This window comes from Arthrobacter sp. efr-133-TYG-120, assembly GCF_030209785.1.
Classification (GTDB): domain Bacteria; phylum Actinomycetota; class Actinomycetes; order Actinomycetales; family Micrococcaceae; genus Arthrobacter.
The window spans coordinates 44,041-68,714 of sequence record NZ_JARVRI010000040.1; the positions used below are offsets into that span (position 1 = coordinate 44,041).

General features: G+C 61.1%; 26 protein-coding genes. 20 read left to right on the forward strand and 6 right to left on the reverse strand.

The features are described 5' to 3' along the window. Entirely contained in the window at positions 1–666 is a 666-nt protein-coding gene (locus QRN51_RS21045) for a hypothetical protein (protein ID WP_284991756.1), read from the reverse strand. Positions 667–704: 38 nt separating this feature from the next. Continuing rightward, a complete protein-coding gene (locus tag QRN51_RS21050) occupies positions 705–1,295 on the reverse strand; it encodes a hypothetical protein (protein ID WP_284991757.1) in 591 nt (196 codons plus the stop codon). Positions 1,296–2,195: 900 nt separating this feature from the next. On the opposite strand from QRN51_RS21050, the gene QRN51_RS21055 reads away from it, so the two are divergent. The 9 genes from QRN51_RS21055 to QRN51_RS21095 all read left to right on the forward strand — a co-directional run bounded on the left by QRN51_RS21055 (position 2,196) and on the right by QRN51_RS21095 (position 10,825). Then, a complete protein-coding gene (locus QRN51_RS21055) occupies positions 2,196–2,753 on the forward strand; it encodes a hypothetical protein (RefSeq protein WP_284991758.1) in 558 nt (185 codons plus the stop codon). Positions 2,754–2,784: 31 nt separating this feature from the next. Continuing rightward, the gene (locus QRN51_RS21060; RefSeq protein ID WP_284991759.1) at positions 2,785–3,357 is read left to right on the forward strand and encodes a hypothetical protein; all 573 of its coding nucleotides are present in this window, start codon (positions 2,785–2,787) and stop codon (positions 3,355–3,357) included. Between the two features lie 558 nt (positions 3,358–3,915). Beyond that, positions 3,916–4,626, forward strand: coding sequence for a hypothetical protein (locus tag QRN51_RS21065; RefSeq protein ID WP_284991760.1), 711 nt, complete (start codon positions 3,916–3,918; stop codon positions 4,624–4,626). Positions 4,627–5,384: 758 nt separating this feature from the next. Beyond that, a complete protein-coding gene (locus QRN51_RS21070) occupies positions 5,385–6,794 on the forward strand; it encodes an MFS transporter (protein WP_059388057.1) in 1,410 nt (469 codons plus the stop codon). Between the two features lie 232 nt (positions 6,795–7,026). After that, a complete protein-coding gene (locus tag QRN51_RS21075) occupies positions 7,027–7,446 on the forward strand; it encodes a YciI family protein (protein ID WP_284991761.1) in 420 nt (139 codons plus the stop codon). A gap of 7 nt (positions 7,447–7,453) precedes the next feature. Beyond that, entirely contained in the window at positions 7,454–8,707 is a 1,254-nt protein-coding gene (locus tag QRN51_RS21080) for an RNA polymerase sigma factor (protein ID WP_284991762.1), read from the forward strand. Between the two features lie 67 nt (positions 8,708–8,774). Beyond that, positions 8,775–9,917, forward strand: a complete 1,143-nt coding sequence (locus QRN51_RS21085) for an FAD-dependent oxidoreductase (protein WP_284991763.1) — start codon at positions 8,775–8,777, stop codon at positions 9,915–9,917. A gap of 83 nt (positions 9,918–10,000) precedes the next feature. Beyond that, positions 10,001–10,291, forward strand: a complete 291-nt coding sequence (locus tag QRN51_RS21090) for an antibiotic biosynthesis monooxygenase family protein (RefSeq protein ID WP_059388060.1) — start codon at positions 10,001–10,003, stop codon at positions 10,289–10,291. Between the two features lie 36 nt (positions 10,292–10,327). Continuing rightward, on the forward strand, positions 10,328–10,825 hold the full coding sequence (locus QRN51_RS21095; RefSeq protein WP_284991764.1) for a MepB family protein: 498 nt from the start codon (positions 10,328–10,330) through the stop codon (positions 10,823–10,825). On the opposite strand, the gene QRN51_RS21100 is transcribed toward QRN51_RS21095, so the two are convergent. Continuing rightward, complete coding sequence (locus QRN51_RS21100) at positions 10,797–11,075, reverse strand: DNA gyrase subunit A (RefSeq protein WP_284991765.1); 279 nt, start codon at positions 11,073–11,075, stop codon at positions 10,797–10,799. The two genes, QRN51_RS21095 and QRN51_RS21100, sit on opposite strands and share 29 nt — an antisense overlap. A gap of 75 nt (positions 11,076–11,150) precedes the next feature. Then, positions 11,151–11,900, reverse strand: coding sequence for a GAF and ANTAR domain-containing protein (locus tag QRN51_RS21105; protein ID WP_284991766.1), 750 nt, complete (start codon positions 11,898–11,900; stop codon positions 11,151–11,153). A gap of 122 nt (positions 11,901–12,022) precedes the next feature. Here QRN51_RS21105 and QRN51_RS21110 point away from each other — a divergent pair, with 122 nt between their 5' ends. Beyond that, entirely contained in the window at positions 12,023–12,388 is a 366-nt protein-coding gene (locus tag QRN51_RS21110) for a TfoX/Sxy family protein (RefSeq protein ID WP_284991767.1), read from the forward strand. 25 nt (positions 12,389–12,413) lie between these two features. Here QRN51_RS21110 and QRN51_RS21115 read toward each other — a convergent pair whose 3' ends face one another. Continuing rightward, the gene (locus QRN51_RS21115) at positions 12,414–12,602 is read right to left on the reverse strand and encodes a YegP family protein (protein ID WP_059388065.1); all 189 of its coding nucleotides are present in this window, start codon (positions 12,600–12,602) and stop codon (positions 12,414–12,416) included. Positions 12,603–13,057: 455 nt separating this feature from the next. Beyond that, positions 13,058–14,326 (reverse strand): multidrug effflux MFS transporter, encoded by a 1,269-nt coding sequence (locus QRN51_RS21120; RefSeq protein WP_284991768.1) that lies wholly within the window; start codon positions 14,324–14,326, stop codon positions 13,058–13,060. A gap of 145 nt (positions 14,327–14,471) precedes the next feature. Here QRN51_RS21120 and QRN51_RS21125 point away from each other — a divergent pair, with 145 nt between their 5' ends. The 10 genes from QRN51_RS21125 (at position 14,472) to QRN51_RS21170 (ending at position 24,558) form a co-directional block, all read left to right on the forward strand. Further along, the gene (locus QRN51_RS21125; RefSeq protein WP_284991769.1) at positions 14,472–15,380 is read left to right on the forward strand and encodes a helix-turn-helix transcriptional regulator; all 909 of its coding nucleotides are present in this window, start codon (positions 14,472–14,474) and stop codon (positions 15,378–15,380) included. Between the two features lie 186 nt (positions 15,381–15,566). Further along, a complete protein-coding gene (locus QRN51_RS21130; protein ID WP_284991770.1) occupies positions 15,567–16,301 on the forward strand; it encodes a GAF and ANTAR domain-containing protein in 735 nt (244 codons plus the stop codon). Further along, positions 16,294–16,575, forward strand: coding sequence for a hypothetical protein (locus QRN51_RS21135; protein WP_284991771.1), 282 nt, complete (start codon positions 16,294–16,296; stop codon positions 16,573–16,575). The genes QRN51_RS21130 and QRN51_RS21135 overlap by 8 nt, the downstream gene beginning before the upstream one ends. Next, a complete protein-coding gene (locus tag QRN51_RS21140) occupies positions 16,572–17,351 on the forward strand; it encodes a GAF and ANTAR domain-containing protein (RefSeq protein ID WP_284991772.1) in 780 nt (259 codons plus the stop codon). The genes QRN51_RS21135 and QRN51_RS21140 overlap by 4 nt, the downstream gene beginning before the upstream one ends. Positions 17,352–17,466: 115 nt before the next feature. Next, positions 17,467–18,186 (forward strand): GAF and ANTAR domain-containing protein, encoded by a 720-nt coding sequence (locus tag QRN51_RS21145; RefSeq protein WP_284991773.1) that lies wholly within the window; start codon positions 17,467–17,469, stop codon positions 18,184–18,186. 9 nt (positions 18,187–18,195) lie between these two features. Continuing rightward, positions 18,196–18,528 carry a hypothetical protein gene (locus tag QRN51_RS21150; protein WP_284991774.1) on the forward strand — a complete coding sequence of 111 codons (333 nt, stop codon included), beginning with the start codon at positions 18,196–18,198 and terminating at the stop codon, positions 18,526–18,528. Between the two features lie 1,007 nt (positions 18,529–19,535). Then, positions 19,536–20,306, forward strand: a complete 771-nt coding sequence (locus tag QRN51_RS21155; protein ID WP_284991775.1) for a hypothetical protein — start codon at positions 19,536–19,538, stop codon at positions 20,304–20,306. Between the two features lie 1,240 nt (positions 20,307–21,546). Continuing rightward, positions 21,547–22,137 carry a hypothetical protein gene (locus QRN51_RS21160; protein ID WP_284991776.1) on the forward strand — a complete coding sequence of 197 codons (591 nt, stop codon included), beginning with the start codon at positions 21,547–21,549 and terminating at the stop codon, positions 22,135–22,137. 722 nt (positions 22,138–22,859) lie between these two features. Beyond that, on the forward strand, positions 22,860–23,060 hold the full coding sequence (locus tag QRN51_RS21165; protein WP_284991777.1) for a hypothetical protein: 201 nt from the start codon (positions 22,860–22,862) through the stop codon (positions 23,058–23,060). Between the two features lie 388 nt (positions 23,061–23,448). Then, positions 23,449–24,558: a DNA cytosine methyltransferase gene (locus tag QRN51_RS21170; RefSeq protein ID WP_284991778.1), complete on the forward strand. Its 1,110-nt coding sequence runs from the start codon at positions 23,449–23,451 to the stop codon at positions 24,556–24,558. Positions 24,559–24,674: the final 116 nt, after the last annotated feature.

Here is a 24,674-nt window from a genome sequence, read left to right on the forward strand (position 1 = left end):
CTAGTCTTCCGAGACCAACGTTTGATTGGGCCGGATGTAATAGGCCTCCAATTCAGGATCGCCCAGTATTTCGCCGATCAGGGATGGTGACCCTCCGATGAAGACCGAGAGAGCATGGATGTCATTAGCGACGCACCACGCTCCATCCAGAGGTAGCCAGTTCAAGGGCAGTCTTCCGGCAGGATTGTCCTCGATGGATTCCAGCGCCAGTTCGAGCGGTCCCCGCAACACATGCAGTCCCCGACCAAGGCCATTGACAATGACGGGCGAAGTTCGAACGCGGCCATTGAGGTCGCCATATCCCTCCCACACCAAAAACAAGCATTCAGGTGACGGCCTGGCGCCCTTCGCTATCCTGGAAACCAACCGTTCGGCCACTACGGAATCAACGGAACCGTTCTGGGGTTCGTAGACTTGATTCGGGTCGGGAACGCACGCCGCCACGATCTCGCTCCATTGGGTGCCACCGTCAACCTCCAGCTGATCACCGGCAAGCTGTGACCAGCGCAAACGTCGACCAGTTGGCGACATAGCGGGATTCAGCACCCGGGCATAAGCGGGATAGACGGGAGGGATAAGGCAGGCCAGCGATCCCGCAGGCTTCCCGATGGTCTGCTGTAGGAACCAACGGATGCGCGACTCCGAGTCTGCTTCCCGGCGATCCATCAAACCAAGCGTCCTCTCATATTCGCTTTCCCGGAAATTTAGCTTAGATCAATTTCCAGAACCCATCCAATGATATTAATGAAGCGCTCAGAGTTGAGTTCGGCCTCGGCATAGAATTCTGAACTGACAGATACAACCACTTTTCCTTGTTGAGGAAAAACATCCTCAGTCAACTCGATATGAATCGCTTCTTGATTCCTCGAAGTTCTGCAGTCGCCGATTTGTTCGACATGACAAGTCAAAGTCCTGTCAGGGCGGGTCAATGGATCCACGTCTGAAGCTGGTCGATGGAATATTGCCACTTGCAAAAATACTGGATTCGCTAACCCCTGAAGGAAGAATCGGCGAGCCAATGACGGAGGAGCCTGGAATGTCTCCGGAACCGTTCCAGTCTTGTCAATCCTCAGAGTTCGTTCCCGGGACTTCCAATCGAGTACATAGGCTTCACGCTCGCTGCCTGCATAATTCAGTATCGGCGGTTCACTTGGAACGTTTTTGAACTCTTCAAGACCGACAGCTGCCTCTTCCGCGCGAAGATGGTCTTGCTGACTGCATCCATGGACGGCTCCGGTCGCACAAATAATGGCTGCGACCGACGCGATCGCGAGGGTTGGCCTTAGGAGTCGCACCCGAAGCGTGTTGCTATGTCGCTGGACGTTCGTGCAATGTAGTTGACGCCTCCAATGTTAACCCGGTGGTAACCGTTTCCTCGGTAGGTCTGATCGGAGTTATTACCGCAAATGGCTTTGGCGTTGACATCAAGTTTTGCAAGGCGGTTGTATGCATCGCCGCTCTTGAAGGCCGATCTGTGCCAGAGGCCGAACCATCCGGCTTTCATGATTTCAGCCCCGACGATCTGGTATGAGGGCGCTCTCGAACAGTCCTTGATGCCAGCGTGGACCGATGACATTCCACCACTAAGATGGACCCTTTCTGTGTAGCCCCCGCATCCATAGGGATTGCCGTTGATCGTGGACCTTGTTAGTAGTGATCCGGGTCGTGACCCAGATGTCAGTGCGGAGTATGAGGAGTCGCTAAAGACGTCTTCGGCCTTGCCCGAACCATCAGCCGCAAGCGCTGGTCCCACTCCTGAGCACACAATAATCCCCGCCGTAATGGCGGAGATTATTCCTCGTTTTAAAGTTCGATTCAACGCTCTCTCCTTTGATTCTTGCCAGCCCGGTTAATGTGTGAATCCGCGAGTCTCTGGTCTTGACGACTCACGACCGATTAGAGGGCGGGACAATTCTAGCCACGGATAATGCCACTGAGTGTTGAATCTCCAGGAATTGAGTGGTGATAACCGCAAAATTGAGTGCGTTCGCTAGCAACACCTAGATCTTCTCTTCAGAATCCAGGTCGGGACCGTGCGTTACGTAGTGGGGTTGCCGTGGTTGACGGGGCACTACTCGTCGATCGTCGGCGGGGTGGGAGTGGACGCGGAGTATGTCGCGGGGTGCGTGGCGGGGCGGTGAGGACATGGTTGCAGTAAGCCCCCCTTCACCGTGATTTTGTGTAAGACTTCCCGCATGAACGACCCCCGAAGCCGCCTTCTTCCCCTCCTCCGCCAAGGTGAGCAGTTGTTGTGGGCGGGACAACCCGATCCGAGGGTTCGCTTCACTTCGGCTGACGCCTTCCTTGTACCGTTCAGTGTCCTCTGGGGAGGGTTTGCCGTCTTTTGGGAGGTTACGGCTATCACGGCAGTGAGGCAGCCCCTGTTTATCATCTGGGGCATTCCCTTTGTTCTCGTGGGCCTTTATTTCATTTTCGGGCGTTTCATCTTCAAAAAGCGGCGAAAGAGAGCAACGATCTACGGCCTGACCAATTCTCGTGCAATCGTCTGCACGGGCGACAGGTCGGTAGCCGATTCCCCAGTCATCGGAATGCCTACGAAGGTGGACCGAGCCAGGGACGGACGGCATGTAAACGTGACGTTCGGATACCAAGGACTTATGGGTGTTTTGGGCATGTACCAGAACACAGGGCTCGATTTTTTCAGCCTCGGAATGGGACAGGCGGTCGCCTTCTACGATGTCGATGATACTGACGGGCTAATAAGGGCCTTGGACCAAGCGCGGATCGGATGAGTGGCAGTCGCCTCCGCATGGGAAGGTCGTCATGAAGAAGTGGGTCCGGCGGCACCCGTATCTGGCCTTGGCGTTCGGTTACGTTCTCGTCGTCGTCTTTGCCTTTGCTGCCTGGATGGTCTTTGATGCAAGCGACCCTGCAACTGTTATGTTCAAAACCTTCACGAACACCTTGGTCTACTGGCTTTTCGCACTCTTCCACGTAAGAAATGTGCGTAAAACCAAACGGCGCCTCGACGCACACGGCCAGTTCAGGGCTTTTGTCCGCTACCCGGACTCTCGTCCAGGATCGCTCAGCGCCATCTGGAACCAAGGCATCGCAACGCCGGGTGCGGGAACCATCCGGTTTCAGCCCGCGGTCTACGACAATCTGGAACCGTCCGGGCGGTCGACGGAGTTGAAAGTGCAGGAGGTGCTTCCGGAGCGCCGGAAGGTCGGCGGCAAGGAGCGTAAATATATGCCGGTGTACGGGTTCCAATCCGTGACCTTAGTGACGGACGAAGGCAAGGTTGAACTCGCCGCGAGCCCGGAGTCACTGGATAGGCTAGCCAAGGCTGTACCGCCAGGTCGTAGAAAATCAGCAGGTTCAGAGTCTTCGCCCTGAAAAAGATTCCCTCCAGCTCCTTGTCGGAAGCCCCGCCGGATGGTTCCGTTCTGTCATGCCACGGTCCGCGGGCGCCGGTTTCTGGTGCCCGCCAGTCAGCATCCACTTCAAAAAGTCGTCGATAGAGTTGCTGCTTGGTGAGGCCGGGGCGGGATGCGTGCCAGCCCCATCATCCGACAACATCATTGTCCAATATGGGCTGGTGCCAACTCGATCGACCATTACAACGAAAGCGAATCTTTGTGGGCATCTTCAGGAAGAAGTCTCAGGAACCGGAAACCCCCGATCCGCACCTCGTTCCTCACCTTGTCCGCCGCGAATAGTTTCCGAACGATCACGCGCGAAGTCTTCGCCGAGATGGGACTCGAAGTCCAGCTCCGGTTGCGTCCGCGGGTCCTGAACATACACTGATTCCAGTCGATGATCTGGGGGACGATGCAACCGGAAACCGTTCAGCTGCCTGATGATCTGCTGCTGCCCGCGACCGCCCTGCCTCTTGCGGCCGCCCCCAGATGGGCGGGCTCGCGTCTCCGCCGGCGTCTGCTGTGGCGCACTGGGTTGAGCATGTTCGTCTTCGCCTTCCTGGTCGTTGGCCTGGTTATTCTCTTCGGTTCGATCACCAGGCCATACTGGGGCGGATTCGTTCGTGTCCCAGCGGTCGTAACCAGCCAGCACGCCTACTTCTCCCGAGGTGACCATTGCGACCTGGGCCTGCAGTTCACTATGGACGGGCACCAGCACACGGCCACGTTCGACCCAGCGTCCACGTGTGGGGGGATGCCCAAACCTTGGACCACAGTCACGGCAAGCGTTGACCCGGCCGACCCCTCCCACGTCTTGATTGTCGGCCTCGATCAGTTCCAAAGGAACCGGCCGTTCATCTTCGCGTTCGCGGGCGCCATCTGGCTGGGTATTGCCGGCGCGTTCCTCGGAAATAGCCTGTCGACCTACCGCCACGTCCGGGCACTGGCATGCTCTCAAAAGTGGAAGCAGTTAGGCGCCACCGTCCTCAGGCGCACCGTGTACAAGAACACGACAAATCTGACGATAGGTGCTCCTGGAGCGGAGGGAGTCCAGCAGATTTTTCAGCTGACCTACACAGGCAGCGGCCCGTGGTCGGGCCGGCCCGCTGTAGGGCAGGTGGTGCAGCTGCGGATTCTCGCCAACGGCGGCCAACACGTCCTACTCTCCGGACCGGACAGCAAGAACGCCGCCGCGGGCCGGGTGTTTGTGCCAAACAGCTTCGAACTACGGACACTAGGGCTATAACTGGTGCGGACAGTCCCCCATTCGGCCGGTCCGTGCCGTTGTGGAGATCGTCCGACTCGCCGACGGTGCCTTTCGAATAGAGCCGAGGACCTAGGCGCTCCGGTGAGGGATCCCGGACCGGACGGAAGATGGCCTTTGGGTGCGTGAAGTCCACAATCTCGACCAGGACCAGCCTGCTGAACAACGCGTTGCAGGTCCGAAGTCGTGAGGTCGGGCCAGGGTGCGGCCGCTTGTGCTCACCCGAGCGGCACCTGTACTGGCTTGAACCGCATTGGTCCGCCGTATTCGGGGCCGTCAGGGTGCTTCCCCTGTGGGCTCCGTTTCTATCGGGAGCACGCGCGCCTGCCGATTCATGCAACCATCGCAAATGGCCACGCTGACCGAATTCGAGGCGGCCCACTACGCGCCCCCGCAACTCGTATGACTGCGGCACGGAAGCTGCCCAGGTTCAGACAGACCCCCGTGAGTCGACGGATACAACCAGTTAAGGTGAGCCCACGGATACAACCAATTTACACATCAAACTCTTGACCGGGTGAGGATCGCACCCATAGAGTCTCTGATATATGAGTCATATGTCACATTGGGCAGCAGTGATACATGACGACGCCGAAATCATCTCGCGAGTCCTGCGCGGCCATATCGGCTGGCGTCAAGCCAGTCGGCATCGTCCACCGGTCACTAAGGGCTGCGGCTGTCCGTGCGTCTAGGAAACGGCGTCAGCGGTTTGCGCTGACGTCAGAAGGGAACAAATCTCAATGATCTATCCGACCGGGACGACGGCCTCCGTCGACACCTCCATATCAAGAGAGACCAGCTCCAAGTTCAAACGCCGCTTCATGGTGCGGCTTGTCGCTGTCTTCATCGGCGGGATGTTCCTCGATGGTTACATCCTCGGAATTATCGGCCCCGTCAGCGGACTCATGCGGTCAGATCTCCAGCTCGACGCACTATCTCTGGGCATGATTGCTGCAGGCCCGCTGGTTGGTATCTTCGTCGGCTCCCCGCTGGCCGGTTGGGCTACTGACAAGTTCGGACGAAAGCCCATGTTCATGGTGGACATGGGCCTGTTCCTGGTCGCCTCAGGGGCCCAGTTCTTCGTGACTTCCGGAGAAGGGGCCGTGATCCAGCTGGCCGCCATCCGGTTCTTCATGGGCGTCGCGATCGGCGGCGAGTACTCGATCGGTGGGCCATTGCTATCAGAGTTCTCCCCGCCAAAGCTCCGCGGGCGATTGCTCGGGCTGACTCTGATCGCCTGGTACGTCGGTTTCATGATGGCATTCATCATCGGCACGCTCCTGCACGACGCCGGCACCCCATGGCGCCTCGTAATCGGGACAAGCACGATACTCGCATTCGTCCTGTTCCTCGCCCGCTTGGGCCTCCCCGAATCTCCGAGCTGGCTCATTACGAAGGGACGGCATGAGGAAGCACTCGCGATAGCACGCCGATATGTCGAATCGCCCCAGATGCACGACAGCATCACCGGAGAGATGGATCTGAGGATGATCCAGGAGGCCCAAGCCGCGCAGAGTAGGACCAAAATCAAGGGCGCTTCCTTCGGAATGCTGTTCTCAAGGCAGTACTGGCGCACCACCCTCTTCACCTCAGGTTTTTGGTTCTGCGCGGTCACTCCGTACTTCGCGATCGCGACCTTCGCCGACGACGTGCTCAACCAATTCGGCTTCGGCGGCTGGACCGGTGGAGTCGGCCTGTCCGCACTTGCGGCCGCGGGTGTTGTCACCACCGTGCTTCTGATTGACAAGCTCGGCCGTCGAATTCTCACCGTGCCCGGGCAGTGGCTCTGCGCAGGCATCCTGCTGATCATCGGAGTCTGGGCGAACGCACCAGCGATCCTCGTGCTCGTCCTGTTTCTCGCCTTCTCCTTCTTCAATGCCGGCTACACCACGATGACCCAGGTCTATCCGGCGGAGGTATTCCCCGGCCACCTGCGCGGCATCGGCATGGGCTTCGCCGCGGCCTTCAGCCGCATCGGAGCCGCACTCGGCACCTTTGCCCTGCCATGGGCGATCAGCAACATCGGCCTGGGCCCAAGCATGGTCGTGGCCGCCGCCGTCGCATTACTCGGCGCAGCCCTCTCGCAATGGCTCGCGCCCGAGACAAAGGGGCGCACCCTCGCCGAGATCTCAGCAAACTTCTCCCACTGACGCCGGCGTCCGACTGTCCCGTTCAAGGATCCCCTTACGGGCGGGGGCCTGCGCGTCCTTGACCCTACGGTCAGGCACCGCTGGTCAGCTAGCGTTGGTCAAACGATGGCAAGCAGTCCACCGCGGAAGCAAACAAAAAAGATTCTTCGGTCTGTGTCGATCCGGCCTCGCGCCGTTCGACCTGTGGGTGAGAAGGTCGAAAAAGCGACCTTCCGGAATCAAGGAGCATTCGATGGCCAAGTACATGTTGATCATGCGTCCCACGGACGAGTCCTTCGCGAACTTCGCGAACACGGACTTCGCCGAAATCATGGATGCCATGGGAAAGTTCAACGACGAGTTGATTCGTGCCGGTGTCCTGCTGGCGGCCGAGGGGCTGGACGACGCGAATGAGGGCGTCGTGGTCGACTTCACCGGCGAGACGCCGGTTGTCACCGATGGCCCGTACGGAGAGACCAAGGAGCTGTTTGCCGGCTACTACATCCTTGATGTCGCATCGAAGCAGGAGGCCGTCGAGTGGGCCAAGCGGGCGCCGCTCACGGCGGGTAGCAAGACCGAGATCCGCCGCGTGACGACGATCGATGAGTTCCCGCAGGACAACAAGTGGATCCAGAAGGAACGGGCGTGGCGCGAGCTGACCGGGCAGCTCTGAGCCGACGGTGAGCAGCGCAGAGGCGCGGGGCGCCGTCGAGGCTGTGTGGCGGATGGAGTCCGCCCGCATCGTCGGCGCCCTCGCCCGCTATACGGGGGACTTCTCGCTGGCCGAAGATCTCGCCCAGGAAGCCCTCGCCGAGGCGCTGGTGTCCTGGTCCGTAAACGGGGTGCCGGCCCAACCGGCAGGGTGGCTGCTCACTACGGGCCGCCGTCGTGCCATCGATGCTTTCCGGCGGCGCGCCGAGCGCGACGAACGGTACGCTCTTCTCGCCCGGGGCCTGGACGACTCGACGCCCGGGGCGGACGCGCTGTTCGACCCTGACGCGATTGATGACGACGTGCTCGGGTTGATGTTTATCTCCTGCCATCCCGTGCTGTCGAAGGAGGCCCGGATCGCCTTGACGCTGCGGGTGGTCGGCGGACTGGGCAGCGACGAGATCGCCAAGGCGTTCCTGGTTCCGGTGGCGACGATCCAGGCACGCATCACGCGGGCCAAGAAGACGCTGGCCGCCGCACAGGTGCCCTTCGCTGTGCCCGACCGGCAGGAGTTGAACGAACGGCTTGGCTCGGTGCTTCAGGTCGTCTATCTCATCTTCACGGAGGGCTCGTTTGCATCGGGCGGCGAGGAGTGGATCCGCACCGATCTGGCCAGCGAGGCCCGCCGGCTGGCCCGCGTCCTGATGCGGCTCGCGCCTGAGCCGGAGGTATTCGGGCTTCTCGCGCTGCTGGAACTCACGGCAGCCCGGTTCCCGGCGCGACTTGATGCGTCCGGCCGCCCGGTGCTTCTGGAGGACCAGGACCGGAGGCTGTGGGACCAGGCGGCGATCCGGCGCGGGCGTGCGGCGCTGGCACAGGCTGTGGGGGCTGGACGTGGACTGGGTGCATACGGGATCCAAGCCGCCATCGCCGAGTGTCACGCGGTGGCTCGCTCGGTTGCCGAAACGGACTGGCAGCGGATCGTAATCCTCTATGAAGCCCTCGGACGGCTGACGCCTTCGCCCGTTATCGAACTCAACCGAGCGGTCGCGGTCGCGATGGCCACCGGCCCCGCGGAGGGTCTCGAGCTGGTAGACGCGATCTCGTCACGGGGCGAACTGACGGGTTCGCACCTGCTCCCCGCGATCCGCGGCGAGATGCTCACCCGGCTCGGTCGTCGAGACGAAGCGCGGTCCGCTTTCCTGCAGGCCGTTGAGCTGTGCAGGAACGCCGCCGAACGAGCTGCGCTCGAGCGCAAGATCGACGGCGTCAGCCAACCATAAAGGGGGCCGCCGTCGACCGCGGCAACGCCCGAAGACCACCCCTGGTGTTGAGTGCTTGAATGAGGGCATGGTGGATCGAAGCGTACTTGTCTCCGGTGGCGGCATTGCCGGCTTGACCGCCGCGTACTGGCTGGCGAAGGCTGGTTGGTCAGTCACGATTGTGGAACGATCGGCCGATGCGCGATCTAGTGGCAACCCCATCGACGTACGCGGAGACGCGGTCGCTATTACACGGCAAATGGGCATCTGGTCGCGCCTGGAGGAGGCCGCCACTGGTGTCGAACGCCTGGTCTTCGTCGATGCCGACGGGCGGCCGCAGGCCACCATCCCCACCCGGCAACGCGCCGACCGCGACGGAGAGGTCGAGGTCGAGATCGCACGCACCGACCTCGTCGGCCTGTTGCTTGAGAAGGCCCAGGAGACAAGCCGCATCATCCGGGACGACTCGATCACCGCCTTGCACCAGGACGACGGCGGAATCGACGTCGAGTTTCGGCGGACTCCTTCCCGTCGCTTCGACCTGGTCGTCGGGTCCGACGGACTCCATTCCACAGTTCGGCGCTTGGTATTCGGCCCCGAAGAACGTTTTTCCCGCCCATTCGGCATGTTCGTGGGCACCGTGCGCGCCGCTGCACCGATCCAAGATCCGCGCACCGTGCTGATGTACAACGAACCGGGAACCTCCCTGACCATCCATCCGGCAGGTGGGAAGCCCGGGTTCGCATTCATCTTCCGGGGGCAGCACGATTTCGACTACCGCGACGCGGACCAAGGCAGACGCCTCGTCGAGTCCACCTACGCCGACGGCGGATGGCTCACCCCGCTCGCGCTCGAGGAATGGGGCGCGTCCGACGAAAGGTACTTCGACGCAGTCACCCGCATGGACGTACCGCAGTGGTCTGCCGGCCGCGTGGTGCTGCTCGGTGACGCGGCGAGTTGCATCTCGCTGTTCGGTGAAGGATCCAGCAGCGCGATCGTTGGAGCCAAGACCCTCGCCGATGCGATTGCCGCCTACCCGGATGACCACACCGCCGCTTTCGCCGTCTATGAACGCAGCCATCGCAAACACGTGCACTCGCTACAACGGGGCGCCGGCATCGCATCGCGCCTCCTCGTGCCCAAAACGCAATCGGGCATCACGATCCGCAATGCTGTGTTGAACGCGCTCCCCTTTCGGAACACCCGACAAGCCCCGGATTCGCGGCGATAAGCGACGAACTTTTCCCAACGCTATTTTGTCACCTAGTGACCGTTAGCCGGCCCTCATCTGGACCACCGTGAGAAGCTGAGGGAATGATTCTGGAGCACGCAATCCTCCCCGTCCGTCCCGGCAGCGAGTCCGATTTCGAAGAGGCATTCCGGATGGCGCGACCTCTGATCAGCCGGCAGCAGGGCTTCCGGAGTCTTTCGATTTCACGCTCGATCGAGTCCCCAAACCTGTACCTTCTACTCGTTGAGTGGGATTCGGTGGAAGCCCATTCCGAAGGCTTCCGTGGGTCCGCCGACTATGAGCGGTGGAAGGAGCTGCTGCACCATTTCTACGATCCATTCCCGGTGGTTGAGCACTTCACGACGGTGCGGTAGCCAGCCCCTTACCCGGCATGTGGATACAGTTTGAGAGTGAATTTCCACGCGTTCAAGCGTTTCTTCGATCTTGCGCCTGCTCTTGCCGCTGCACAGCCTGTCATCGAGGTTGAAGAACAGAACAGCGACTACGAATCCGGTGTTGCCCGCATCGGGAATGAGCTATGGCGAATCCGCACCGCCCGGATCACACCGACGAAACCCGGTGCCTTCGTCGCGGTCTGGAAGCGCGGCGAAGGCGGATCGACCAGGCCCTTCACGGCTGACGAGTCGATGTCCGGACTGCTCGTCTTCGTAGAGGATCAGGATCGGTTCGGGTACTTCCAGTTCACCAAAACCCACCTGGTCTCGCTCGGATACGTCAGTTCCGACGTTCATCCCGGCAAACGCGGTTTCCGCGTCTATCCCGCATGGTGCACCGACCTGAATCCTCAAGCGTCACGCACGCAGCGCGCGCAGGGGCCTGCGTTCTCCGAGCTCGCTCCGACAACGGCAGGCGACCACTTCAGCGCCCTTCGGGCAACCTTGATCTGAGTTCTTCTGCATAGGAAGCGATGGCCTGGCGCTGGTCTCGGGTGAATCTTCTGACTTGCATGTCGAGGACTACCCGACTGCCCAGTTCTCCCAGGCCCAACAGCTGACCCACCCGCTGGATTGCTTCGTCCACGTTCTCTGAATCCTCAACCACCTCGAAGACCTCGCCCCGCCGATCCATCGCCTTCACGAGGGCCTCGTGGAGCATCAATTGTTCCCTTGTCCGCCGCTCATCCTCATCCTCATCCATGCCGCGATTCTTGCACGAATGGTTGCGTCAAACTGCCGGTGCTATCCCGCCTGCCGCGGCACCCAAAGCGTGCCCCTACTCGAAGTGTGTTTCGATCCCGCTCCCCGAGACTTGTTCGATCAGTTCGGTGGCTATGTCCCGTAGTTTGCGGTTGCGGTTGCTGGAGACCTTAGTGAGGATTTCCATTGCTTCTGCCTGCGAGCATCGGTTTTGCGCCATGATGACACCACAGGCCAGGTCGATGGCGGTCCTGCTTTGCATTGCTGATTCCAGGTCCTCTGCCCGGTGGTGGGCTGAGTCGATGCGCACGGACAGGTGGAGAATGTTGCGGGCGGCAGCGGCGAAGCCCACGGCCTTGTCGAAGACATCGGGGGTGAACGCGCTTGGCTTGGATGCGAAAAAGTTCAGCGCCGCACTAGCGTCCTCGCTGATTTCCATGGGAATCCCCAACGAGCTATGAACGCCGATCTCGGCGAATTTCTTGGTGAGCGCCGGCCAGCGGAGATCTGTCGAACCGTCGTCGATGATCACGGGAGACATCTCGCGGAGTGCCGCGATACAGGGGCCGTCACCGATAGCCTGCTCAAACCGGTCAATCTGCACGGCGCGTGGGGAGCTGCCCGCTGCAGTGAGGGGCCGGCGTCTGACTTTGACGGTGATGGCGCATTCAATCTCGTCGCCGGAAGCTTCGGAAATCGAGGCAGCGGCGAGCTTAGTGAGCCCGCTCAGGAAATCAGATGCATTCCCTGCGCCGACCAGAACAGACTGAAGGTCCAGAATGCCTTGAAGCAGGTCCGCTGCTTCGTTTTCCGGTGAACTCGACATTCGCCCATCCTACTTTCATCGTTTGCCAAGGAGAACGGTGCGCCGACGCTGGAAGCCCGCATCCCGCCGTCGTATGCTGCATGCAGTCCTAGGCTTTCGATCCCCTACCGCGGAGTACGCACATGCAGATCCCCAAACCGTCCGACGCCGACAAAGACCGCTTCCGCGCGGTGGTGCCGGAGAACCCTGACGTCGTGGTCAAGCCGATGTTCGGGAACCTGGGCGCCTTCGTGAACGGCAATATGTTCGCCGGACTGTTCGGTCCGATGATCGGCGTCAAGCTTTCCGACGCCGACCGCGAGGCACTGGAGGCCAGCCACCAAACGCTCCCGTTCGGCCCGGAAGGCCGCGCCATGGGTGGCTACGTCGGGCTCCCCGAAGCCTTGGCCGGCGACGATGAGCAAACGGCGGAGTGGGTCGAAAAGGCGTTCGCTTACGTTGCGACTCTCCCGCCGAAAGCCGCGAAGCCGCGTTCGGCGAAGAAGTAACTGCCGCGGAGGCGGCGCTCAAAGCTCAGAACCGGGACGTGTGGTCTTCGATCAGTCCGCTTGCCGCAATCTCACGGAAGGTATAGATCCCCCGGACTGCGGCGGCCGTGTCCCGGAATGGTGACGAGACCGCAAGCTCTTTCCCGAACTCGTCAACCAGCCTGACCCTGCAGCTGCCCCCGTTGTCAGTGAACACTTCAAAGTGTCCCGCCATCAGAGAAGTTCTCCCCGACGGCGTACAGGAGCAAGCTTGGGCAGTCCGGGATGCCGAGAAGCCGGGCTGCTGTTAAGCGGTTGATGATGTCCCGATTCGCGTCGCCGCTCCAGTTCGCCCGTCACGAGGTCAAGCAACGCCTGCGCTGGTTCGGAGAGCCTGTGGGTTGCCGCCGTGTGGGCTATTTCGTCGCAGTGAAGAAGCACAAGACGGATGCGTTCCAATTCGCGCGAGGGCACGGATGGCCATTGCCGAAAGAGTTGTTGAAGCGCACTGTGCCTGGGTAGGTGGTTCCGCCAAGATTCATCGGAGGTGTCTCGCGTCCAGGATCCCCGGCGCCGTGCAGCGGGAACATGGGGGTGACTGGGTTGAATAGGTGCCATGACTGACCTCCTCGTACTAAATCGAGAAAGCCAGCTGCTTGACCCCTACCAGCATAAGTGACCCAGGTCATATCAACCAATTTCGGCTTGCTTGGAATCGCGTGGGGCTGGTGAACGCCCCGCGGGCGTGCTGGGCCGGGCCACGATGAGGAGGCCGACGAGGGACAGCAGGGCCCCGACGATCATGATGGCTGCCATCGGGACGGCTGTGTCCGTGCCGCCCAACCCTGCGATCGGCGCGATGATGCCGGCTGTGGTCCATTGCACCAGGCCAAGGACGGCGGAACTCGTGCCCGGGTGCGCCGGTACTTCGGCCGAGGCAAGGGCACCGCCGTTGGTATTGATCAGTCCCTGGGCCACCATGAGCGCGAAGAAGCTGCCCATTGCCACGAGTAGAGGAGTGCCCCACCAGAGGGCCCCGGCAAGCATGACGATGCCGGCGGCGAGCGCGATGGCCTGTCCTACGAGGATGACCCGTCGGGTGGGTACCCGGCCCGCCAGCCGCGCCGAGACGAGGGCGGCGATGGTCATCCCGCCGGCGTTCGCGGCGAAGACGATGGAGTACGCCACCGGGGAGAGTCCGTTCATGTTCTGCAGGATGAACGCGGACGTGGCGACGTAGGCGAACAAGGCGATGAATGCCGAAGATGCCACCAGGACGTGTCCAACGAACCGGCGGTTCGCCAGGACAGTGCGCGCCGCGTGCCCGAATTCACGCAGTCCGCCCGCGTGACGTTTCCCGGGCGGCAGGGATTCCGGCACGACGAACAGCGCACAAAGGGTCATCAGGACACCAAGTGCCGCCAGCGTCCAGAAGGTCATCCGCCACCCGGTCAGCTGCAGGATCACCGCGCCCAGCAGAGGGCTGATGATCGGTGCCACGCCCCCAATCCCCATCACGACGTTGAGCACCCGGACCAGCTGCGGGCCGTGGGCCAGGTCCACGATGACGGCGCGGCCGATCACCATGGCCCATCCCCCGCCAAAGCCCTGCAGGAACCGGGCAACCATCATGAATCCGATGCTCGGGGCCAGGGCGCAGCCAACCGTCGCGATGGTCATGAGTATCGTGCCCGCCACAAGCGGCAGGCGTCGGCCGCGTTGGTCGCTGAACGGACCCCCGACCAGTTGCCCGAGTCCCATCCCGGCAAAGAACGTCGTCAGGGTCAGCTGCACGGATGACGCCGAGGTGCCGAACTCTTCTGACACGCGTGGGAACGCCGGGACGTACATGTCGGTGGCGAGGGGTGCGACTGCAGTCAAGAAGATGACAGTGGCGACTAGTGCTGCCGGGACGGTCCCTGCCGTCGCAGCCCGTGTGGTTGTCGGCGTCGTGCTCACGGGCATACGCTGGTGCTCCATTTCATCGAATGCTTGACCTTCGATTTCCATGAAACCCTCGATGCGCAGGCGTAGCGAGGGCCCTGCCGAAACGGGTTATGGCAGAACCTCCCAACCGTTCGTGGTTACGTCGTACCGTTTCCATATGGATAACCGAGCCGAGGTACGAGAGTTTCTGGTCTCCCGCAGAGGACGCATCACCCCCGAGCAGGCGGGCATCGAGCCCATCGGCGGCCGGCGCCGAGTGGCGGGTCTCCGAAGGGAAGAAGTCGCCCGTCTCGCCGGGGTCAGCATCGACTACTACACCCGCCTCGAGCGTGGAAACCTCACCGGGGTCTCGGACAGCGTCCTCGACTCAATCGCTCGGGCTCTGGAGCTTGACCGCGCCGAACACGACCACCTCTACGACCTGGCACGTGCGGCCGGTCCCGCTGCGCGGAAACCCGCGAGCCCACCGGCGTCGGCCGTGCGGCCCGTGATGCAGTATCTGCTCGACGCCATCACCGGCGCCCCGGCCTTTATCGGCAACAACCGCATGGACATCGTTGCCGCCAACGCCCTCGGCTATGCCCTCTACTCCGAGATGTATCGTGGCCCGGCACGCCCCGCGAACCACTCGCGCTTCATCTTCCTGGACCCCCGCGCCCACAACTTCTACCCCGACTGGGACCGTGCAGCGAACGTCAACGTCGCGATTCTGCGCCGCGACGCGGGCCGCAACCCCCATGACAAGGACATTGCAGCACTCGTCGGCGAACTCTCCATGCGCAGCGACGAATTCCGCGCGCGCTGGGCAGCACACAACGTCCGCCGCCACTACTCGGGCACCAAGTTCTTCAACCACCCCGTGGTCGGGCTCCTGGAACTGACCTACCAGGCCATGGAACTCGAAGACGACCCAGGCCACACCCTCACGGTTTACCCCGCCATTCCCGGCAGCCCCTCCGAAGAAGCCCTCAAGCTCCTCGCCTCCTGGGCGGCCACCGAAAACTTCGCCCAGTCCCCCAACCCCACGCTGGACCTTAGAGCCAGCACCATCAAAGGTGAGGTCTGAGCCTTCTCCGCCCGCGTCCACGGGCTCTCGTGTCTTAAGTTCCCACGAGGGCGTAGTGTCGAATTAGGAGATTTCGGGATGGTCGTTCGGGTCCGGGGATTGAATATCAGGGCTGTGCGGCGCGCGAGCGGGCACGGCTGCAGGCCTGGGTCGAAGATCCCGGGCGCCCCTTGGAATCGAGGCCGCATGGCCAACAACAACGCAGTACCCACCACGGAACAATTGCAGGATCTACTGCTTGAAAGCCCGGGATTCACCGAATTTCTCCTAGGTTTGGCTACCATCTCAGCGTCGTTGTTGGACGGCAGGGAACCTCTCTTGTGCGCTATTACCGTCGAACGGGATGCCGGCCCTTCGACGGTGGCGAGCAGTACCGCTGCGGCGCAGCGCTTGGACGAGAAGCAATACGCGTTCGACGACGGCCCTTGCCTTACGGCCTTGCGTCACCAACATCGCGTGCTGATTGACGACCTGCAGGCCGACGACCGTTGGGCACAGTACGCCCACCAGGTGGATGGCGAAGGTATTCGCTCTGTCCTCGCAGTGCCTATCCAAACGGACTCTTCCTCACGCGCAGCTTTGAATTGCTACGCCTATGCGCCCGGGACCTTTAATCCGGCCATCGTCGCCCGCGTGTTGGAGCATGCGGAGACAATTTCGAAAACGCTGAGGTTGGCGCTGCGGCTTCACGTCCCGGAGCCATACCCTGAACATTTGCGCTCGGCCCTCCAATCGCGGGCCGTGGTGGACGCGGCGCTGTCCTTGATCATGCTCCAGAACCGTTGTGGGCGGGACCGCGCCATGGAACTCCTTCAGCTTGCTGCGCGGAACAACAACCGGCGTCTTCATGACATCGCCACCGATATCCTGAAAGCCTCAGGCCCCCTCGATTGGACTTCCACTGGTGCGTCCCATGAATAATCGTGAGGGGTCGGGATTGCGTCATCCTGAGTGGGCATCCGCGCAACGGAGAAGCGCCGCCGAATGGTACCGTGACGGCCGCACGGCCTTGGCTGGGGTGTGGGCCTACTTTTACGGGATTGGGGGCGATGTGGATGAAATGGCTGTGGACGCGTACCTTCATGAGCTCGGCGAGCTCCCCCCATCGCAAATGAACCTTCTGGCCTTGGCAATGCGGGAACTGGACACAGAGGCGATGCGGGAACTGGATTCGGAAAGGATGGCGGACACATGAATAGTGCGGAGCGGGGGCCCACCCGCACTGCGTCGGCCGGCTTGGCTGCCTACCCGAACCAGGATCTTGGCGTGACCCTCCAGGATCTTGTTTTGGAGAGCGTCGACCTGGACGAATTCCTTGCTGAGCTAGCGACCCTTGCAGCGGCCGCGCTGACAACTGCCTCCAACGCCGTCTCGTGCGGCGTCACCGTTGTGACAAGGAAAAAGGGCGTCACCACGGGCAGCAGCGATGAAAGAGTGGGCGCTCTCGATGAACTGCAGATTGAGTTCGGCGACGGGCCGTGCCTCACGGCGCTTCGGCACAATTCGGTGGTTCTTGTCGTCGATAGCCGCCACGAAAGCCGTTGGATCGACTACATGGAGGCTGTTTGGCGGAACGGCGTTGGAGCCATCCTGGCAGTGCCGCTTGATCTGGACGGTGAAACCGAGGCCGTCATGAACCTCTATTCGACCACCCCGCACGGGTTTACAGGACCGGACATTACGGCCGCGGAGGAATTCGCCGAGGGTGCAGCAACGTCCCTTCGCCTGGCTTTGAAGATCTCCCAGTTGCGTAACGCCAAGGACGATCTCACTGCAGCCATGCAGTCCCGCTCGACGATCGATACCGCCGTCGGGATTGTCATGGCGCAGAACCGATGCGGCCGCGACACGGCCTTCAAGGTCTTGACCAGGGCGTCGAACAGCCGGAACGTCAAACTCCGGGACATTGCCGCTCATGTCATTGCCTACGTGTCGGGCGAGACGGATCCAGAAGCTTACTTCGACGAATAGCCAAAGCGCTGGGAATGGTGCGGACTAAGCTAGGAACAGCGCACCAACTGCCGTGTTGAATTCTCTTCACAGGAACGCTGCGGCTCGATGCACTGGACCTAGATGAATGAGGACTATGGCGCGGAAACTACCGCTGGATGAACTGTCGACCGTTATCGCGCGAATCCAGGGCCTGCTGCTGACGGAAGAGAAAGTGGACCGCGCCGTGCGGTTGCTTGCCCGTGCCATCAAGGACTCCGTGCCCGGAGCGAGCGGCGCGGGGGTCTCCATCCTGGACTCGAGGGGCAGGCTGACCAGCAGTGCATCGACCGACGAGGTGGTCACCCGCGCGGACGCACTCCAATATGAATTGGGCCGGGGGCCGTGCCTGACGGCTTGGGCGATGGAGGAAACGGTGATCGTCCGGGACGTCGAAACTGATCCACGGTGGCCGGACTGGACTGACGCGGTGAAGGGCATGCCTATCCGTGCGGTGGTCAGCACCCCTTTGATCGCCGAGCAAGAATGCATTGGCGCCTTGAAGATCTACTCGGACCGTGCCGGCGCTTTCGACGAGGACGCGGCCCGGGTGCTGGAACTATTCGCCGCCCCGGCAGCGACGCTGCTGGCGAATATCCAGGCCAGCGAAGCGCCACACCGCATCAGCGAAGCCCTGGCGGAGTCCCTCCACAGTCGAGACCTCGTCAACCGCGCCTGCGGCATACTGATGCAGCGCCACTCTTTGACCGTTGACATGGCCCTTGCCGAACTGATGCGCCGGGCCCGGCTGCAGAACAGCACGCTGGGCCAGATCAGTGCCGATCTCGTCGCCGGGATTCCGGCGGCCCTGGACTAAGGCCGGCCCGTGGGCTTCGATCAGCACGAACCACAACAGCAGCGCATGCTGGCCGCTGCCATGAAGTCAGCACAAATCAACGTCGGCGAACTCTGGCTCAAGTACTTCAGCCTGGGCGGCGAAGTTGGCGAGTACGAGGTGGAAGCCTATCTCCAAGGCCTCCTCTCCCTGCCCGTCCTGCAACGCGACCTCCTGGCCATGGCCGCCAACGAACTCATCGACACGTCCCCTCACGGTCGCGCACCCTACTCCGACGAGCTCGGCAGCCCGGATGGCGAGTCTCCGAGGAAGGAACCCGGGTCCGGGACGCAGGAACTGCCGGAGCCTGATTCCGGGGAGTAGGCGGCGGCTCGCGTCGCTCCGGTTTGAGGCGTACGACGGCGGGCGGCAGCTGGGCGGTGGCGTTCAGTCCCTGCGTGGTTCAGTTGCGGAGCGCGACGGTGGTGTGCCGAACACGTAGATACACGTGGACCTAAACACGTAGACGCTGGCTCGGCCAAGGACTCGAATGAAATCCCGCCACGTGTGTTTCATGGTTGAAGCCGCTTGCTGGCGCTCGCAATAATCAGTGACCATGATTTCCTCAGCAATGTTCGCGAGTTGCTTGGGTCACTGTGGATCGGATACCCGGCATAGTATTTGCATTTATCTTTCGTGGCACCTCGGCAATTCACCGTCACAGGGGAGAAAAAGCCGGTCAAAGCCGCTCCCTCTGGGGTCGCGGGGCGTAATCCCAGCGCCATTAGTTAATTCTTCGCAATTGGGAATTGCGGGTTGCCTATTCATGTCCTCGTCTGGCGCGGAATTCGACGCTGAAGAGCTATCTGGCGTCGGGGGCCCAGTGCGGCTGAAGGAAGACGGTCTCGGTGACCGGCAGCTGCACGGAGGTGCCAGTGGGCGGTTGAAAGGGGCGCTGGCAGCCTCCGCCACACGGAGAAGCAGGCGCTGATGAACACGGAGATGGCCGCCTGCCAACACTGAGATTGGCCATTTTCACACTGATTTTTGGCGAAATGACACTGAGATTCGGTACATCGCACACGGAGACGCCCTCAGTCGGGCTTATTTTGCTGTTGATGAAATCTCTAACTCTCTTCCCGGCCACTGCTCCTGATCGTTGCCACCATTTCGTTCGGCAACAATCAGGCCACCTGGGTGCTATCTCTGGCGAGGTCGGCGACGAGTCTTGCGACATGGTTTGTCTACAGGAAGCAAAGTGACCACCTCGAATGCTTCACCACGAATCATCGAGGCCTATCTCCAATTATTTTCGGAAGAGGTGGTGTCAAGGATAGACATCAAATACCAGCGAGTTCAATAACTGTAACTTCTAAAGAAAGACAGTGAACATGAAAAAAGTAAATGGTTCTATCATTCTAACAAATCGGAACGGCATTAATCGACCAAGATTCACTTTTGTTGCCTTGGCGTTGGGGCTTCTGCTTATCAGCGCTGCTCCGACGGCCGTGGCGGCTCCCGTGGGCGATACCGCGGAGGGGTTAGGTAGATCGAATAATCTTACTGCCTCGGACGAAGCCAGAATCCGGGCGTCTTTCAACGAATTCAACGTAGGCACGGCTCAGCAGGACAAGTTGATCAAGAAGTTGCGCGCCGGGCAGCCTCTGGATGCGTTCACGGGTGTCGAACCTGTCCTTGTCGAGGATCGGTCAACCCGCACCAAAGAGATGGTTATCGAGCGGTTTGCTGATGGCTCGTTCAAGGCGCAGAGCGTGGAAAGGCCCTTGGAAGCGGCCTCCGCATCTGTCACACTAAGGGCCGTAATCACGAACTGCAGCTACTCGGGCGGTAGCGGCTATGCCGTTTATAGCGGGTGCAGCATTGCGGCTAACTGGAGCGGAATTATCAACGTTGCGTTTGTTGCCACGTATCAACATGTCAACGGCGGGCCCAGCAGCATCCTGTCCGTCGGAAACTCCACTCAGAATTGCGCGGGCGTGAGTTGTTCGTCCCCGACGGTGTGGATTGGTCGAGGAACTTCCATCGGAACCACACCAGCATGGGCCCAAGCACAATCCAGGGTCCAGGCAGCATGGGGATCGTGGGAAGTTTGGGTACAGCTTCAGGTGCGCCCGTACACAGCAACGGTGTCACAATCATAGTCATGGCCCTATCCGTGATGCTGAACCCAACTGATCCGATTAATCCAGAGGTCAACTCCTGGGCTACTCCTGCTTTTGGCATCGTCTATGTGGCGTTGGTAGTCGTCGCGCTTGCATCGCTTACCGCCTCGAAGGGGATTCCCATTCCTGTCAAAGTAGCGATTGGCGTCGCGATCTTCGTCTTGCCGTTTGTAGGCTCAATAGCCTGGATTATCTACTCACAAGTGCGGCACCGAGGGCTCGGAAGGCCGTACAAAGGATCGTAGATGCCTGGTACCGAGCGGTAGGTCCAAGTACGACCTTGGACCTACCGCTCGTCTTTCCCGGATCGTCAAACTTTGCGTATATGGCGTGCAATCGTCGCCCGACCTCGGCGATTGTTCGGATGGCCGTCTCCATCGCGATAGCTGGGGAGCAAATCGTCCTAGGCTGCGAGCCGTTCTATTCAACCGATGTGTCGATCTCAGCCATTGTGGCCGTAACGACGGCCGAGGACACATCCCTCTCTGACGGATATGGCTTCCGGGTCATGGGCAAGAACACCCGAGGATTGCTGGTTGGTGGGCCTGCAGTCACTTTGGAAACGAACAACCGCCGATGGATCGTCTCAACCGCCCATCCCGATGTGGTCACGTCAGCTATTCGAGATCAAATGACAACAAGGTAAACAACTCCACAATCCAAAGAGACAGGAGCCGTAAAGTGATCACCCCTGAACAATCCCGCCATGTGATGCTTCACGGTTGGAGCGGCTTACTGACGCTTGCAATAGCACTCTTGGGCGTAGCCATGATTTTCATTAGCCCCCTTCGGGAGATGCTTAGACCGCTGTGGACCGGATACCCAGCGATAGCCCTTGGGTACATCTTTCTTGGTGTCCCGGCAATTCACCGTTATCGGTTAAGAAAAGCGGGCCAGCGCCGTTCTATTTAGGGCCGTCGACTGGCAAAGGCGGCAACCTGGCACTCGGAGCACCAGAAACAGCCTGCCCAACCGAGCACGGCCGCCCTTGACTCTGGTGATAACTCCCACCGTGAGGTCTTGTTGCGATCAACTCACCGCGGATGACCGGCGAACGCAGGGAGTTGACTGGCGTGTTCAAGAATCTCCGCCTAAAATGTCCGACCCCGGTCCTAACGTGAGCACAGCAGGCTGCCGAGAGTAAGAGCAGGGGTAATTCAACGCTTTCGCACTCGCGGCCCTGCATTGTCTCCGAATCGCTCAACCCGAAGGACCTATCATGACCGAACCACTCGCACCGTACGCCCAGCCGGCACCGGCCTCCCCCGCGCCCTCGAAGGGCAGCGGCTTCGGCACCGCCGCACTCGTTCTGGGTATTCTCGCCATCGTCTTCTCGATCATTCCGATCGTCGGTTTCGTTGCTTTCCTGCTCGGCCCGCTTGCCATCGTCTTCGGTGTCATTGGGTTGACCCGTAAGTTCTCCAAGAAGGGAACCTCTGCTGCCGGACTTATCTTGGGCGTTCTGTCCGTGATCGTCGCCATCATCGTCACTGCCATCATCGGCGCTGCGGCTCAGAGCGTCAGCGACTCGGTGAACAAGGAACACAAGATCGAATACGTCGTTACCGTCACCGGTAAGGCTCATGTCTCCTACTGGACCGATGGAGGCACCTCCAACGAAGACATTACGGCCAACTGGAAGAAGGACGTCACCGCCAAGGGCTTCAACCTGAGCTCTTTGATCGTCACCGGTGACTACACGAGCCCGACCAATGTCACCTGCGAAATCCTGGTCGACGGTCAGAGCGTGTCAAAGAACAGCGGCTCTGGAACCACTGCCATGGCTTCTTGCAACGGCAGCAGCAAGTAGCACCTGTTTGATCGCAGGATCCGGCGCTCCTTGCCTTAGGTCAGGAGCGCCGTATCTCCGTGTATTGCACTGATTCAACGAATCATGAATGGGATCAACGATCACGGATACACCGTCTGAACCGGACCTTGGTCCCGGGCGATCCGAGCCAGCCGTACTACCCGAATGCCGACCAGGGCGCCGCAGGTCGGCTCACGATCGGACGGCGCGACGCCGGTCGGTTGCCGAAGGGTCTTCGCTCCTGGAAGGTTCAAACAGTCGCCTCGATGGGCCGGTATCGTCGTGCCCGCAGCTCTTTCCGCCGCCGGCGGGGACATCTCGAATTGGCACAGATCGACGGCGACGCGACCCACCGCGCTGATCGTGGTGGACCGCGACGGCGAGAACCAGATCGTGGTGTGCCCGGATGCGATCTCCGGGTTTCCTTGGACGGCGTGTCGTTTGCAGGGCACGAGACGGTGCTGCGCCAGCTCGAGGTCGGGCGGCCGATGGTGCTGGAGGCGGCTCACCGCTCCTCTGGCTTCGTCGTTTTGAACGCGGCCCGGCGGCGGACCTTACGGCGCAGCTGCTGCTGTAACGCCGCGACGTGGTACTCGTCAACGAAAGCGAGTACTCGCTGATCGCCGCCCTGCCGGAGGCGAAGCTGGTGGCAGTGAAGTACGCCAAGGACGGCTCTGCGATGTCCGAACATACCGGAAGGTGGCGAGGCACCTTCGGTTGCGGTGACGGTGGCGAACACGGTGGGTGCCAGCGATGCCATCTGCACCGCCCTGGTCCTGGCGCTGCGGAGCGGGCTCGATTACGCCGACGCCCCGGCGGCGGCCAATGCTTTGGGAGCGGGCGCCATGGGCGATCCCTCTTCGCAGCCGCACCTGGTACACAACATCGAGCGGGTCGGTTCTGTTTCAGGCAGGCCCCGGTGATCTATGCCTTCCGCCCGGAGATGCCCCTAATTATTCCGAGGGCCAGCGCATCACGTTGCCGCGTACCGCCGGCTCTTCCATCCCAGCAAGCTCCTCCGGCAGAAGGTGCTGCATGGTCCCAACTGCCGGCTTCGGCTCGCGCCCCCATAGGCTTTGAATGCCTCCAAGGTGGTCAGATCCATCAACACAATGCTGGCAGCAATGTGCTTGGCCGCAAGCGGCTCACCGTGGCTATCCGGGTCGCCCCAGTAGATGCACCGAACACGCGATTCCTACCACTAGTGCCATGGGTAGGAGAACCACCAGGCTGAAGAGAACTGCTCATGATCGGTTGGAATACCGGGACGCTGGTCCGCCGGTGACCTGTCGACCGATAAGATCGTGTCCCATGACCTTAGTGCAATCGGACCCATCTCCTTCTGACGCTCAAATGGTGGATCTCTTCGCCGGTCCAGGTGGATTGGATGTCGCTGCACGCTGGCTGGGATTGACCGTGGCTGGAATCGAGTGGGACGAAAATGCCTGCGCAACCAGACGGACCGCCGGGCTGGGAACCGTGCAAGGTGACGTACGGGAGCACGGTCCGGCCGAGTTCCCCCATGCGACGATCCTCGCCGGGGGGCCTCCGTGTCAGACGTACACCGTTGCCGGGGCAGGCGCCGGTCGTAAGGCACTGGACCAGGTCCTGTCGTTCATTGCGCGCATGGCCGATGGGGACGACGTCACCACCGAGCTAGCCGCGCTGGATGATGAACGAACCGGGCTGGTGCTGCAGCCGCTGCGATGGGCACTGGAGGCCCATCAGGCGGGGAACGCCTACGAGGTGATCGTCTTGGAGCAGGTGCCGGCGGTCCTGCCCGTCTGGGAGGCCATGGCGAGGGTCCTGGAACCACTGGGCTACCAGACCGTGACCGGCATCCTCCACGCGGAGGAGTACGGGGTTCCGCAGACCCGCCGCCGCGCGATCCTGATCGCGAACCGGGACCGCGTCCCCGTACTTCCAGCCCCAACGCACCAAAGATTCAGAAGAAAAGCAGTGAACGAATCCCCAGACCAACCTGCGTTGCTGCCGTGCCAGAGCATCGGCGAGACCCTGGACCGGGGGGAGCCATTCGTACTGGTCTCCAATTATGGAACCGGTGGGGATCCGAAGGCCCGCGGTCGACGCACTTCCAAAGAACCGGCTTTTACGGTTACAGGGAAAGTCTCCCGAAATCGCCTGTTCTCCGATAAGGGTGAACTCGATCGCCTCAAAGTGTCAGAGGCAGGCCGGCTCCAGACGTTCCCCGTTGACTACCCGTGGGCGGGCAAGGACGTCGCCCAACAGATTGGTAACGCCATTCCTCCCCGTCTCGCGGCTCACGTCCTTGCTGCAGCTCTCGGTCGAGAACTTGCCCCGGAGTTCCTCGACACGATGACAAGAACAAAATGGATCGACACCGACGACGTATTCGCAGACATCATCGACGAAGCCCTAAGCCTCGTGTCGCACGTCTGAGCGTCTCCTCAGTATGAAGATCCTCTTTCCGGATCCGTTTGTCTGGTCTCGTCCGTTGTAAATCAATGGGACTGAGGACAGCGAGTGGTAACCGTGGCGGAGATCAAAACTCAGCA